13 protein-coding genes are annotated in these 13,845 nt (G+C 56.3%); 7 read left to right on the top strand and 6 right to left on the bottom strand.

Annotation, left to right across the window (positions count from 1 at the left end; all coding sequences use genetic code 11):
* Positions 1–63: 63 nt before the first annotated feature.
* Positions 64–393, bottom strand: coding sequence for a helix-turn-helix domain-containing protein (locus AC6I8N_RS23105; protein WP_497831149.1), 330 nt, complete (start codon positions 391–393; stop codon positions 64–66).
* 182 nt (positions 394–575) lie between these two features.
* Positions 576–767 (bottom strand): type II toxin-antitoxin system RelE/ParE family toxin, encoded by a 192-nt coding sequence (locus tag AC6I8N_RS23100; RefSeq protein WP_497830904.1) that lies wholly within the window; start codon positions 765–767, stop codon positions 576–578.
* A gap of 176 nt (positions 768–943) precedes the next feature.
* Between AC6I8N_RS23100 and AC6I8N_RS23095 the strand changes: the two genes are divergently transcribed.
* A complete protein-coding gene (locus tag AC6I8N_RS23095) occupies positions 944–1,633 on the top strand; it encodes a DJ-1/PfpI family protein (RefSeq protein WP_497831148.1) in 690 nt (229 codons plus the stop codon).
* Here the strand turns inward: AC6I8N_RS23095 and AC6I8N_RS23090 are convergent.
* From AC6I8N_RS23090 to AC6I8N_RS23075, 4 genes are read right to left on the bottom strand one after another with little or no spacing between them, the layout of a single operon-like run.
* The gene (locus AC6I8N_RS23090) at positions 1,623–3,215 is read right to left on the bottom strand and encodes a cyclic peptide export ABC transporter (RefSeq protein WP_497830903.1); all 1,593 of its coding nucleotides are present in this window, start codon (positions 3,213–3,215) and stop codon (positions 1,623–1,625) included. The genes AC6I8N_RS23095 and AC6I8N_RS23090 overlap by 11 nt on opposite strands.
* A gap of 8 nt (positions 3,216–3,223) precedes the next feature.
* Positions 3,224–5,206, bottom strand: a complete 1,983-nt coding sequence (gene fhuB, locus AC6I8N_RS23085; protein ID WP_497830902.1) for a Fe(3+)-hydroxamate ABC transporter permease FhuB — start codon at positions 5,204–5,206, stop codon at positions 3,224–3,226.
* Positions 5,203–6,072: an ABC transporter substrate-binding protein gene (locus AC6I8N_RS23080; RefSeq protein WP_497830901.1), complete on the bottom strand. Its 870-nt coding sequence runs from the start codon at positions 6,070–6,072 to the stop codon at positions 5,203–5,205. The genes fhuB and AC6I8N_RS23080 overlap by 4 nt, the downstream gene beginning before the upstream one ends.
* The gene (locus AC6I8N_RS23075; protein ID WP_497830900.1) at positions 6,066–8,195 is read right to left on the bottom strand and encodes a TonB-dependent siderophore receptor; all 2,130 of its coding nucleotides are present in this window, start codon (positions 8,193–8,195) and stop codon (positions 6,066–6,068) included. The genes AC6I8N_RS23080 and AC6I8N_RS23075 overlap by 7 nt, the downstream gene beginning before the upstream one ends.
* A gap of 158 nt (positions 8,196–8,353) precedes the next feature.
* Between AC6I8N_RS23075 and AC6I8N_RS23070 the strand changes: the two genes are divergently transcribed.
* From AC6I8N_RS23070 to AC6I8N_RS23045, 6 genes are all read left to right on the top strand, one after another.
* On the top strand, positions 8,354–9,139 hold the full coding sequence (locus tag AC6I8N_RS23070) for an AraC family transcriptional regulator (protein ID WP_208726009.1): 786 nt from the start codon (positions 8,354–8,356) through the stop codon (positions 9,137–9,139).
* Positions 9,140–9,557: 418 nt separating this feature from the next.
* On the top strand, positions 9,558–10,754 hold the full coding sequence (locus AC6I8N_RS23065) for a M20 metallopeptidase family protein (RefSeq protein ID WP_208726008.1): 1,197 nt from the start codon (positions 9,558–9,560) through the stop codon (positions 10,752–10,754).
* A 16-nt stretch (positions 10,755–10,770) separates the two neighbouring features.
* On the top strand, positions 10,771–11,616 hold the full coding sequence (locus tag AC6I8N_RS23060; protein ID WP_208726007.1) for a transporter substrate-binding domain-containing protein: 846 nt from the start codon (positions 10,771–10,773) through the stop codon (positions 11,614–11,616).
* Positions 11,617–11,628: 12 nt separating this feature from the next.
* Positions 11,629–12,348, top strand: coding sequence for an ABC transporter permease (locus AC6I8N_RS23055; protein ID WP_208726006.1), 720 nt, complete (start codon positions 11,629–11,631; stop codon positions 12,346–12,348).
* 9 nt (positions 12,349–12,357) lie between these two features.
* Positions 12,358–13,041, top strand: a complete 684-nt coding sequence (locus AC6I8N_RS23050; protein ID WP_415175452.1) for an ABC transporter permease — start codon at positions 12,358–12,360, stop codon at positions 13,039–13,041.
* The gene (locus tag AC6I8N_RS23045; protein ID WP_013511216.1) at positions 13,041–13,817 is read left to right on the top strand and encodes an ABC transporter ATP-binding protein; all 777 of its coding nucleotides are present in this window, start codon (positions 13,041–13,043) and stop codon (positions 13,815–13,817) included. Before AC6I8N_RS23050 ends, AC6I8N_RS23045 begins: the two co-directional genes overlap by 1 nt.
* Positions 13,818–13,845: the final 28 nt, after the last annotated feature.

Raw genomic sequence — 13,845 nt, 5'->3', positions numbered from 1 at the left:
CGCGATTTATCGCGCTGTTTAAACAACGCGCGATAAATCGCGCCGCTACGAATGAATACAAATTCAGATCGCGAACACGTCAGGCCCCTTAATCGCCATCGTATTTAGTACCCGCAATGCGGCACCATTAGGTTTTTTTTCACCGCGTTCCCATTTAGATACAGTGACAACCGACATATTTACATACAGCGCCAGCATGGCCTGACTGAGATGGAAGCGATCGCGTAAAGAACGTATGGTTTCGCCGTTCATCTCTTTAATCACCGGAAGACTGGCACGTAGTTCACGTAACTGTACTCGGGCATCAATCTGTTTTACCAGATCATCGGAAATCACACCGATTTCGTTGAAGTCGTGAGCAATTTCCTGCAAATCTTTAAGATGATCAATCATCACACCTAACCTCTCTCATTTTCCCTGCCTTTAAGGCTATTTGTGTCTGCTCTGGCGTCATGCTCAGTATTTGTATCGCGATGGCTTTTTAGAACACCAGAACATCATCAGGGATCTCTTTACAGCCTTTCTTCACGACGTTGTTTATCCAGCCATTAACGAAAAACAAATCGTTGTCTGATTTAAATGCAATGATCGCGCGCGCCGCAACTTTTACCACGCATCAGCGGTATCCGTTTTTTGTAGAGATTACCGCCCAGATTCGCTTCAAACTGACCGGCTCTGAGTTCCCGTGCCGCGTTGCATAACTTTTCGTCGTCAATTCCAACACTCTTAAGGCTTCTGTCGAATGGACGCAATACGTAATTTGCCATAACGCTTCCTTGTTGAAGTTTGAGTGGAGCTTCCTTGCCCGGGAAAACACATCTATGGTGCTTAGTATTATATCTGTGTTCAATAGTTTAAAATTCGCCCAATCAAACCAGATGCAACTTTCCCCAAACAAGTCCATGATAAGTCGATAATTCCCTCCCTGGAGTCGCTCATGGCAATGTCCACCCCCTTCAATATTGGTCTGCTGCTTTTCCCGGAACTGACGCAACTTGATCTGACTGGTCCGTGGGAAGTGTTTGCCCGTATGCCAGGCGTCAGCAACTATCTGGTGTGGAAAGACCGTCAGCCTGTGATGTCTGACCGTGGTCTGGCTATGTTGCCGACGACCACCTTCGCGGATTGCCCACCGCTGGATCTGATCTGTATCCCCGGCGGGCCGGGCCAGATTGCCCTGATGGACGATGAAGAGACGTTGGCCTTTGTGCGTCGTGTGGCGGAAAACGCGCAGTGGGTCACGTCGGTTTGTACCGGGTCGCTGGTGTTAGGGGCGGCAGGGTTGTTGCAGGGCTATCGCGCCACTTCACATTGGGGATCGATTGATCAGCTCAGTTTGTTTGGCGCAACGCCGGTGCAAGAGCGTGTGGTGCGTGACCGCAACCGTATTACCGGTGCGGGTGTCACCTCGGGCATCGATTTTGCGCTGACGGTGGCTGAGGAACTCCTGGGACGTGATGCGGCGGAGGCTATTCAGTTGCAGATGGAATACGACCCCGCACCGCCTTTCGATAGCGGTTCACCGCGCAGCGCTTCAGCGGAAAGGCTGACACAGGCCCAACAGCAGATGGCCGCGTTCATCGCCCGCCGTCGTGCGGCGAGCGAAAAGGCAGGGGAGCGCCTTAAGCGTTAATCAATTGGCCCAGTTCCAGTTTCAGGCAGCGATCGGCGAGGTGAAAATAGCGATCGTCATGGGTGATCACCAGCACCGTCTTGCCGCGGGCTTTAAGCGCGGGCAACAGTTGATGATAAAACACCTCGCGAAACGCCGGGTCCTGATCGGCGGCCCACTCGTCAAACAGATAGAACGGACGATCTTCCAGCCATGCCACCAGCAGCGCCAGCCGTTTGCGCTGTCCGGTGGAAAGCGCCAGCGTGGAAAACACGCCGTTTTCCAGCGTGACTTTGTGCTGTAGCTGCAAGGCTGTCAGCAATTGCTGCGCCTCGTCATTCCAGCGCGTGACATCAATCCCCTGTAAATCATCAAACAGATGAAAATCGTTAAACACCGCCGAGAACAACTGACGATAGCGTGCGCGGTTGGCGTCGGTGACGGCGACATTGTCGAGCAGCAACGCGCCGCCATCAGGTTGATACAGGCCGGTGATAAGCCGGGCGAGGGTCGTTTTGCCGCTACCGTTGCCCCCGGTGAGATACACCAACTCGCCGGGAGTGAATTGCAATGAAATAGGCCCAACCTGAAAGCCGTTTGGTGTGCCGTGATGATAGATCAGCTCGCGCAGCGCCAGCGTGTGAAAGGTCGACGGTGGTGTGTCGACGTGAGTTTGCTCCGGCGGCAGTTGCTGCTGCATGGTATTGATGCGTTTCAGGGCAACCTGGGTCAGCGTCAGGCTTGGCAAAGTGGAGAGGGCGCTCTCAATCGGCACAATCATATAAAGAAACACCATCGCGAAACCCGAAAGCACTGCGCCACGCAGATCCAGCACCTGCGCCAGCAAAAACATCACCACGCCGATAAAAGCAAAAAAGAACACGCTGGCCCAGATGTTCGCCAGCGAGTACAACACATAACCGCGTGTGCGCTCGACGCGTACCTGTTCAATGGTGGTAAACAAGCGGTTGTGCAGAAACGCTTGTTTGCGTGCGGCGTGCAGGCGCAGTTCTTTGGCTCCGCTGAACAGTGCGTTAACATCGCCAGTCAGGGTTTCTTCGCGCTGGCGTGACTGACGCATCAGTTGCAGAGCGCGGCGATGCACCCAACTGTAACCCAGTGAGCCGATAAATACGGTCACGATAGCAATCGCCATCACCGGCAGCGACAGATAGCCCAGATACGCCATGCAGCCGACAATCACCGCCAGCGACATAATGAACGCGGGCAGCGAGACAAAAAACACCACCACCTGATCGAGATCCTGCGTCAGGATACTGAGCGCGCGCGGCATGCCGTGTGTCTCCAGATCGGCGTAGCGTGCATCGGCCACCTGCTGCACCAGCATCCGGCGCAACTGTGCTTTGCTACGCTGCCCCATTGCCATAAACAGCGACTGACTCAGGGTGCGGGTACCAAGCATCAGTAACGCCAGCAGGGCAAATTGCCACGCCAGCTGTAAACGTTGCGCATCGCTGGCGTTGAGTCCCTGGTTGATCAGCGCCAGTAGTCCGGCATTGCTTAAACCGCCCACCACGCTACAACCGAGCGCGAGAAAAAACAGCGCACCGGTGGTGCGCAGTAACATCAGGTAAATCGCCACCTCATCTCCTATGAGTTTGTACTATTCAGCGGACGCCATAGCAGCAGCGCCAGCCACGGGCCGCCAATCAACGTTGCCATCAGTCCGGCCGGAATTTGTCGTGGATACAAAAGATTATTGCCTGCCCAGTCAGCCAGCATCATTAACACTGCCGCGATCAGCACTGCCAGCGTCAGTTGTTGGAGCGGTCGGCGCGCGCCCAGTTGCCGTGCCAGTTGTGGACCGAGCAGGCCAATAAACGACAGCGGGCCGACGATTAAGGTTGCGACGCCGGTCATGGCGGCCGCCAACACCATCAACAGCAGGCGCGCCTGCGTCACATCAAGCCCCAGCGAGGGGGATATGCTGCTCAAGGGTAACAACAGTAAAGCCCGCCTCAGCAACGGCGTCAGCGCCAGCAACAGCAGTGCCAGCACCAGCGCAATACCCGCGGTACTGGCGTTAACATAGTAGGTTGAACCGGTCATCAGTTGGCGTAACATCGCGGCTGCCATGCCGTTATTACTCAGTACCACCGCTGCGACTGACTGGAACAACGCCGTGATCGCCAACCCGCTCAATAACATCCGTTGTGGATTCAGCGCGTAGTGGCGCGCCTGCCACAAGGTCAGTGCCAGCGTCAGTAACGCACCCACCGCACTGCTTGCCAGCATGGCGACGACGCCACCCAGCGGCCACAGCAGCAACTGCACGGTGATTCCGAGCGCAGCACCCGCGCCAATCCCCAACAGTTCCGGGCTGGCCATCGGGTTGCGGCTGATGCGCTGAATAATCACGCCTGCTGCCGCCAGCAACATCCCGGCGGAGATCGCCGCCAGCAGACGTGGCAGGCGGAACGGTAGCATCGCCCGCAGTTCGTTAAGGGAACTCCACTGCCAGCCGTGAATACCACGGGCAAAATCGAGCGACACCGCCAGCATCAGACAAAAGAGCAGCGCGACCGGCAGCAGCGTATAGCGAGCGTCAGGGTAGGGGGGCTGGTGTGGTTCACTGACATCGGGTTGGAAAATATGGCGCAGACGGGGTAAAAACCACAACAGCAACGGGCCACCCGCCAGCGCCGTCATCATCCCGGTGGGCAACAGCAGGCCGCTAATACCGTTAAGACGGCTAACGCCCTGATCGGTTAACCACAGCAGACCGGCGGCCAGCAGCGGTGACCAGATCAGTTTTTGTCGTAAAGTTTTTGCCCCGGCCAGCACGGCAAGATGGGGGGCGGCGAGGCCAATAAAACCAATCACACCCACCACGCTGATGACCAGGCTGCTGATCACTAACGCCGACAACAACGCCACGCCACGCACGATGCCGGCAGGCAGACCAATGGAGCGGCTCACCTGTTCATTCAGTGTCAACAGCCGCAGCGGGCGCAGAATAAAGCATACTGGCAGCGCGGCTATCACGACCCTTGGCAGTAACCACGCTAGCTGGCTGGCGTTTTCCTGCGCCAGCGTGCCACCCCCCCAGATAAATACGGCGGCCAGCGAACGGTCATAAATCACTGACAGCAGCAGATTGACCGATCCGCAATAGAGATTGACCAGCATACCCGCCAGCGTCAGCGCCAGGGGGGTGAAACCCTGGCGCAAACTCAGCAGAAACACCACGGCAAAGGCGAGCAGCGCACCGCTGAACGCCACCCATTCACGTCCGGCCAGCAACCATGACGGACCAATTAGCGCGGCCAGCGACAATGCCAGCGTGGCCCCGGAGGCGATACCTAACGTCATCGGTTCGGCCAGTGGATTGCGTAATGCTTGTTGCATCACCACGCCGGTAAAGCCGAGCGCCAGGCCGCACAGCCACGCCATGCCCTGGCGCGGTAGCCACATCTGGCTGAAGATCTGTTGTACAAGGCTGAGTTGTACGCTGCCCTGTAGCGCTTGCCAGGCGGCTGACCACGTCAGTTGTTGATGGATTTGATGCAGGCTGAGGGCCAGCGCGACGGCAAACAGCAAACCACAGAGCCAGCCTGGATGTCGTCCGGTCATGCGTGGGCTTCCTGTAGCGCGTTCACCAGCGTTTCGGCAAAACGCACCGCCGTGAGTACGCCGCCTTCCGTCGATAGCCCATCTGGCAGAACCACTCTCTGATGGCCGCCACGCATCAGGGTATGCCACAACGGAGAGGTCAGCATCGGGCTAAGATCCACTTCCGGCCAGGACGGCAGCAGCACCAGCCAGCCAGGTGGCATTTGCGCCAGTTGCTCCAGTTCCAGCGTTGCCACGCCCTGCGCACCTACGGCAAACGGGACGTGATGACCCAGGCCCAGCAACGCCAGCATGTCATTGAACAAACTACCCGGTCCGAACGCCAGTACATGCAGGGTATCCAGCGGATGCAGCAGATAGAGGGGACGAGGCTGAAAATGTGCGGCGCGCTGACGTGCCTGATTAAGACGTGCCAGCAGGGTGGCCATCACGCGATTAGCCTGACCGGGATCCCCTGCCAGTTCGGCCAATGCGTGCAGATTTTGCTGCGTCTGCTGCCAGGGATGTGGGCTGTAAGTCGCAAAGTAATGCAGCGGGGCGATACGCGATAACTGCGCTTCAGCCATGCGGTGCGCGGGCGTCACCAGCAACTGAGTGGGGCGCAGCTCAAACAAGGTTTCATAGTTGGGCTGAAATAGCAGGCCGACATCGACCACCTGTGACGGCAATGTTGGCTGGCTAAACAGGCGGCGATACCAGTCGGTCGCCGCAACCCCCACCGGCGTGATACCGAGCAATAGCGCCATTTCGGTTAATCCCCAATCGAGGATCACCCAGCGGGGCGCGCTGGCGGCCCGCAGTGGAAATGAAAGCAGGGCAGCGCTTGCCAGCGCGCCCTGGATCAGTTGCCGACGACGGATTACCACTGATAACTCACCGTGGCGATCAACTGGCGGCGCAGGCCAAAGTGGCAACCAAGATCGTTACAGTTACTGATGTACTGTTTATCTGTCAGGTTTTGCAGATTTAGCGCCAACTGCCACTCCTGCCAGCGATAACGCATCATCGCATCGTAGATGGTTCTGGCCGGGACTTTCAGGCTGTTGTCGGTGGTCGCGTAGTTGGTGCCGACATAGCGGGCGCCGCCGCCGAGGGTGATGCCATCGAAGATGCCGGGTAACGCGTACTCGGTCCACAGACTGGCGGTCTGGCGCGCAATCGCCACCGGCTGTTTGCCTTCGGTATCATCGTTTGCTGAGATCACTTTCGGGTTGGTCAATGCATATGACGCATTCACCAGCCAGCGCGAAGTAATATTGGCTTTGCCTTCCAGCTCGAAGCCCTGCGAACGAATCTCACCGGTCTGCACCGAGTAGTTGACGTGATCCGGGTCAGCAGTCAGTACATTGGTCTGACGCAGGTCGTAAAGCGCAGCGCTGAACAACGCATTAAAGCCATTCGGCTGATACTTGATACCCACTTCCGATTGTTTGCCTTTAGTCGGTTTGAAGGGGTCCCCGCCGTAAGTGGTGCCCGACTGTGGCTGGAACGACGTACCGTAGCTGATATAGGGGGCGATACCGTTATCAAAATGGTACATCAATCCGGCACGTCCGGTGGTTGCATAGTCGTTCAACTCGGTGCGGGTTCCGGTGTTCCAGTTCTGCGCCCGACTCTGCGCCTGGTCATAACGGCCACCGAGGTTCAGGATCCAGTGGTTCCACTTCATGCTGTCCTGCACGTAGAAACCAAGCTGGGTCATAAAGGAACGGTTGTGGTAGTCAATCGATGGACTGGCCACCGGAGTACTGTAATCCGGGTTGAGATAGCTGATATCGGACGCAGTACCGTAGCCGCTGTTTTGTCGCAGATCGTCATGTACATAATCCATCCCCAGCGTGATGGCATGATTAACCGGGCCGGTGTAGAGGTTGCCCTGCACATTGGTATCAACATCAAAGGCGTTAAAGGACTCGATGATGCGCATACTGTCGCGGCTGACGGTGGCCGAACCATCGACGTTGGTGCCGGTGGGATAGACCATCTGATAATCGCTGCTGGTATGCAGATAACGCAGATTCTGATGCACGCTCCAGGTGTCATCGAATTTGTGCATAAAGTCGTAGCCAACACTGGCCTGCTCACGGCGATAGTAATCAAAACCGGGCTGACCGCCGTAGAAGTTGTCGGAGAAATTCCCCTGAGCCAGGTGGATCAGGCTGCCTTCCAGCGGCATTTGGTTGTAAAAACCGGTGTAAGGGTCCTTGCGGAATTGGGAAAGCAGCGTCAGCCGCGTGTCATCATTGGGCTGCCAGGTCAGCGCCGGGGCGATGTCATAGTGCTTGTATTTAGTGTAATCGACCTGAGTATCGCTGCGTGACCAGGTTCCGGTAATGCGTCCTAACCAATGTTCATCATTATCCAGCGCGCCTGAGAGATCTAACCCGGTTTCAAACAGATTATGGCTGCCGGTACTGACAAAAATCTGGTGGATCGGTTCGGCGGTGGGGCGCTTGCTTACCATATTGACCACACCGCCAGGGCTGGCCTGACCAAAGGTGACGGAGTCCGGGCCTTTGACCACTTCGACGCGATCCAGCAGGAAAGTATCGAAATTCGGACGCGACCAGTACGTCACCGTCGGCAAGCGCAGGCCATCGAGAAACTCATCGGCTGAAAAGCCGCGAATGGTGATGTCATCAAAACGATAATCCGCACCGCCGCCCTCTGAGCCGATCCCGCTGTTGTAGCGCAACGCCTGCGCCACGTTCAACGCGCCTTGTGAGGCCATCTGCGCCTGGGTGATCACCGAAATACTTTGCGGCGTTTCGATTAACGGACGGCTGCTTTTGGTGACAGAATCGGCTTTCTTCGCCACCTGGTTCCAGCTATCGGCATCGCCGCCATCGCTATCGACATTATTATTGGCGGTGACGGTCAGCGTGGTGTCGTGCGTATTATTGTTATCTGCGGCCCATGCAGGTGCGCTGCTGAACAGAATCAGCAGCATTGCGCTCAGCGGTGTGCGCTGAAAAGTGCGATGACGCATTAAATTAATCCCCGATATAGTCCAATACCCTAAAATAGTGATACAAATGATAATCATTCCTATTTTATTTCATAGCGCCCCGCTGGCGGCTTTGCGACACCACACACCGGAATGACGCAGAGCAGACAGCAATCGGCAATCTGACAGGATTGGGTGAGATGGTATTGAACAAACCACGGTTAGCTGACGATTCCCCGGCGCTACCGTTATTGACCACACGGGAAATGCATTATCACGCGGGACGTGAGGAGCGCTGGCATGCGCATGAAGTGGCACAACTGGTGTTGTGTTTACAGGGGGTGATGCGGGTACAGACGCACACCGCATCCTGGACCTTAACGCCTGGCAGGGCGTTATGGCTGCCGGGCACGGTTCCTCATGCGCTGACGGCGTTAAGCGATATTCGCAGTCTGAGTTTGTATCTGGAACCGGTAGTGGCACGCGCCTTTTGGCCGGAAGCGCACAGCATGATGATTTCGCCGCTACTCCAGGCGTTGATGCAGACGCTGGTGGAGATTGGGTTGCAGCCACATCCCGATCTACAGCGTGTTGAACTGGTAACGCCGCTGCTACTGGATGAATTGCGCCGCGCCCCGGAGGGTCCGGTGTGTGTATTACCGTTACCCGCGGATCGTCGCCTGATGAACATTTGCCAGCAGCTACTGCAAAGCCCGGCCAGCAGTGACACGCTGGAGGAGTGGGGCAGTCGTGTTGGCGCCAGTTCACGGACTCTCGCGCGGTTGTTCCGCGATCAAACTGGTATCACCTTTACCCAATGGCGACAGCAGTTACGTTTGTCGGAAGCGTTGGTCCAACTGGCGCAGGGCCAGCCGGTGTTACGCATTGCCAGTCAGCTTGGCTATCAAAGTCCCAGCGCCTTTATCTCCATGTTCCGCCGTTTACTCGGCGATACACCGCAACGCTTTTTGCGAATTTCAGGCTGAAATCGCCAGCCTGAAAGTCGGTCGTCCCCGCGTATCACGCGGTTGAACCCAGGGATGGCGCTCTCAGGCTCGCCAGCAGTGTGGCATGGATTCTACACGCCGCGCGTCACGCCACCGTCGATAGAGCGTGAAATGAGTGGCCGGGCGGGTCCGATTGCGATGGGATTTTTTGTTCGGTAACAAAATCAGAAATGCTGATGATTCCGGGCCAGTTATGAATGTTATAACTGGTTCATTTGCCTGACGCGGTTTTTTATCCTGCTTTCGCAGGGGATTAGCAAAATATCACGAAAATTCAGCAAGTAACCCGCGAGATTGCGCGTTGCATTCTGCCAGGGGCTGTGAATAAATACAGAGACTTTCTTCATAAAAATGCCATAAAGGCCGGGCGTAAGCCTGAGAAAAGAACACCGCACTTATGACAGACCATAAAGCCACGTTGGCTCGGGAAATCAGCGCCAGAAGCGAAAGCCTCGAAGCGCATCTCATCGCTATCCGCCGTGATATTCACGCCCACCCGGAACTGGGTTTCGATACCATCCGCACCGCAAAAATTGTTGAGCAGGAACTGCTGGCACTGGGCCTGACGCCACAAACCGGCGTCGGCAAAACCGGTGTGATGGTGGATATCAAAGGTGAGTATCCCGGCAAGACCTTGCTGCTGCGCGCCGATATGGACGCGTTGCCAATTCACGAACAAACCGGATTGCCCTTCAGCAGCAACTATCCCGGTAAAATGCACGCCTGCGGGCACGATATTCATACCGCAACCATGTTGGGCGTGGCGGCGATCCTGCCGCATTACCGCCACCAGTTGCATGGCACTGTACGCCTGATTTTTCAACCCGCCGAAGAGACGCCAGAAAGTGGCGCGGAAGCGATGATTGCTGACGGTGCTGCCGATGGCATCGATCTGGCGGTGACGCTGCACAACAAACCTGAGCTGGCGGCCGGTGAAATCGGTCTGACGCGCGGGGCCAGCACGGCATCCAGCGATGAGTTTGATTTGGTAGTGCACGGCGTCTCTACCCATGCGGCACGCCCGCATATGGGGACCGACCCGATTATCGCTGCCGTGCATCTGATTACCCAGTTGCAGACCATCATCTCGCGTGAAGTCGACCCGTCGAACTCAGCAGTACTGACCGTTGGCCATATTCACGGTGGTACCACGCATAATATCGTCCCAGATAGCTGCCTGATTCAGGGCACGGTACGTGCCAAATCACCGGCCACGCGCGCGCATATCGAGACGGCGTTTAAACGTATTTGTGCCGGGGTGGCGCTGGCGCTGAACACGCGTATCGAGGTCAATTATCAGCGCGGCGTGCCGCCCCTGATGAATGATGATGCGTTGATTGATCAGCTGGAAACCATTCTGTCGCACCAGTTCGGTAAAACGATTGTGGCGAAACCCAGTGCCAGCTTCGGTGCTGAGGATTTCTCGCTGTTTACCGAACGTGCGCCGGGTTGCCAGATCCATATCGGTTCTGGCGCACCGGGTCGCGACGATCATCTGCACAACTCGGACTACCAGCCCGACGAGCGCAGTATTCACGCAGGCACTCAGGCTTTAGCCCGTTTAGCCATCGATCTACTCTCCAACAATCAATAACAAACTTTGAGGTTTTATGATGCGTAAAGGGCTTTTTACTGCTTCCGTTGGCATGCTGTTGCTTGCCTCTTCTGCTCTGGTCCAGGCGAAAGATTTCGGCACCCTGAAATTTGCTACTGAGGCGGCTTATCCTCCGTTTAACCAGTCCACACCGAGCGGCAAAATTGTCGGTTATGAGCCGGATATGGTGGCGGAACTGGCAAAGCGCGTTGGCTTTAAATATGAGCTGGTGGCGCAGAAATGGTCTGGCATGATCCCAGGCCTGGTAGACGGCAAATATGACGCAGTGGTTGATGCGGTTACCGTTACGCCGAAGCGTGAAGAGGTGGTGGATTTTACCCATCAGTACACCGTGAGCGTTTCAGGTTTCGTGACCCTGAAGGGCAGTGCGCTGGATACCCTGCCGGGTAACAACGAAGTGGTCACGGCGGGCGATGAAGCGGGTATGACCAAAGCCATCGACGCGCTGCGCGCGAAATTCAAAGGCAAAACCATTGCCGTGCAGGTTGCCACCATTCAGGCTGACTTCCTGAATAAATACCTGGCCGATGTTGCCACCATCCGTACTTATCAGGGCGGCCCGGAAACCTTCGCTGACCTGCTGAATGGTCGTGTTGATGCGGTAATGGCGTCACGCACCAACCTCAACGCCTACGTGAAAAAGCACGCGGATACCGTAAACAGCACCGGCTACGGTTTTGTCGGCGGTGTGCTGGGTCAGGGTTCGGCGATTGCCTTGCGTAAAAACAACCCGGAATTGAAAGCCGCGCTGGATGCTGCGCTGGTATCGATGATCAAAGACGGCACCCTGAAACAGCTTTCTATCAAGTGGTTCGGCGAGAACGTCGCACCTGCGGAGTAATGCCTGACGCTTATGACTATCGACTGGCAACTGTTAGGGTTTGGTGACGAAGGCTGGGGCGGCGTGCTGCTCAATGCCGCCACCGTCACCGTGACCGTTTCTCTCTGCGCCTGGCTGCTGGGCGCAATTCTTGGCAGCCTGTTGTGCTGGATGCAGATTGGTGGATCGCGCTGGCAACAAAAGCTGGCGGGTGGTTACATCACGCTGTTTCGCGGTGTGCCGGAACTGTTGGTGATTTACCTGTTTTACTTTGGTGGCCGCCAGGTGGTGGCCTTCTTTGGTGAAATCCTCGATATCCCCGGCCCTTACGATGTAAACGGCTTTGTCGCCGGGGCCATCGCTATCGGCCTGATCTCCGGTGCTTATCAAAGCGGCGTGTTTCGCGGTGCGTATTACGCCATCCCGAAAGGCACGCTGGAAGCGGCCACCGTCACCGGTATGGGCCGTTTGATGATGTTTCGCCGCATGATTGTGCCGCAGGCGCTGAAAACGGCGCTGCCCGGCATGGGTAATCAGTGGCAATCGGTGATTAAAGAGTCGGCCCTGGTTTCGGTCACTGGCCTGGTGGAAACCATGAACCAGATTTCGACCGCCTCCAACTCAACGCAAATGCCGTTCTTCTTTTACAGCGTGGGAGCGGTGATTTATCTGATCATCACCACCTGTTCCGATTTTGTCTTTCGCTATGTGGAAAAAGTGGCCATGCGCGGGCAACAACGCGCCCGGTTGTAAGGAGGCCTGATGGATTTTTCCTTTTTGCAGCACACTCTGGTGGCGCTGCTGCGCGGATTACCGCTGACGCTCAATCTTGCCGTGCTGTCGCTGGTTGGCGGTGGCGTGTTGGCGCTGCTGCTTAATCTGCTACGTCAGAACCGAGCAGGCAGCTACGTGGCGCGTTTTTACGTCTGGCTGTTTCGCGGTACGCCGCTGCTGATCCAGATTTTTATGATCTACTACGGACTCGGCAGCTTACCGGCGGTGCGCGAAAGTATTTTCTGGCCGCTGCTGCGTGATCCTTACTGGTGTGGCCTGATCGCGTTAATTCTTAATGATGCGGCTTATACCTCAGAAATTCTGCGCGGTGGTTTGAACGCGGTAAGCGTGCAATCGCTGGAAGCGGCGAAGGTGTGCGGCATGTCGCGCTTCACCACCCTGCGGCGCATCACGCTGCCGATTGCCATCCGTCAGGCGCTGCCGGCGTATAGCAATGAAATCATCTCGATGATCAAATCGACCTCTCTGGTCAGTACCATCAGCCTGATGGAGATGACCGGAATTGCTGATTCGATTGTCTCCGAGACGTTCCGCGCGCTGGAGGTGTTTCTCAGCGCGGCGATTATTTACCTGCTGCTGACCGTGCTGGTGAGCAAAGGTGTGGCGCTGCTGGAGCGCCGTTTGTCCCCTTACTACGCTGGAGCACGTTAATGAGCAAACCGACTATCGCCCTGAGCCATCTCAGAAAAAGTTACGGTGGCCATGAAGTGCTGCACGACATCAGTCTGACGGCGCAGGACGGCGACGTGATTTCGCTGATTGGTGCCAGCGGCTCGGGCAAAAGTACCTTGCTGCGCTGTATTCCGTTCCTCGAAGTGCCGCAGGGCGGTGAAATTGCGGTGGGTGATGAGTTGGTCACCATCGATAACCCGCATGAAAAGCTGAATCGCGAGCAGCGTCGCAGCATCAAATTGATGCGTATGCAGCTCGGTTTTGTCTTCCAGAGTTTCAACCTGTGGCCGCATAAAACCGTGTTGCAAAACATCATGGAAGCGCCGGTCCATGTGCAGAAACGCAGCCATAAAGAAGCGCTGGAGGAAGCCGAAGCGTTGCTGCATAAAGTTGGCCTGTATGAGAAACGCAACGCCTGGCCGTCGCAGCTTTCGGGTGGTCAGCAACAGCGGGTGGCGATTGCTCGTGCCCTGGCGCAACAGCCCAAGGCGATTCTGTTCGATGAACCCACCTCAGCACTGGACCCGGAACTGGTGGGTGAAGTGCTGCGCGTAATCCGTGGTCTGGCGGAAGAGGGGCGTACGATGATTATCGTCACCCATGAAATGGGTTTTGCCCGTGATGTTTCCAATAAAGCGGTGTTTTTGCATCAGGGTAAAATTGAAGAATCCGGCTCACCGCAGCAGGTGTTCAGTGACCCGATCTCGCCACGTTGTAAGGCCTTTGTCAGCAGCCATCTGCACCGCAACAGTTAATATGTAGCGGCTCGATTTATCGCGCAAT

Source organism: Pantoea sp. X-Soil-TKNS-1279 (assembly GCF_059730565.1).
This window is presented reverse-complemented; position numbering and strand designations above follow the sequence as displayed.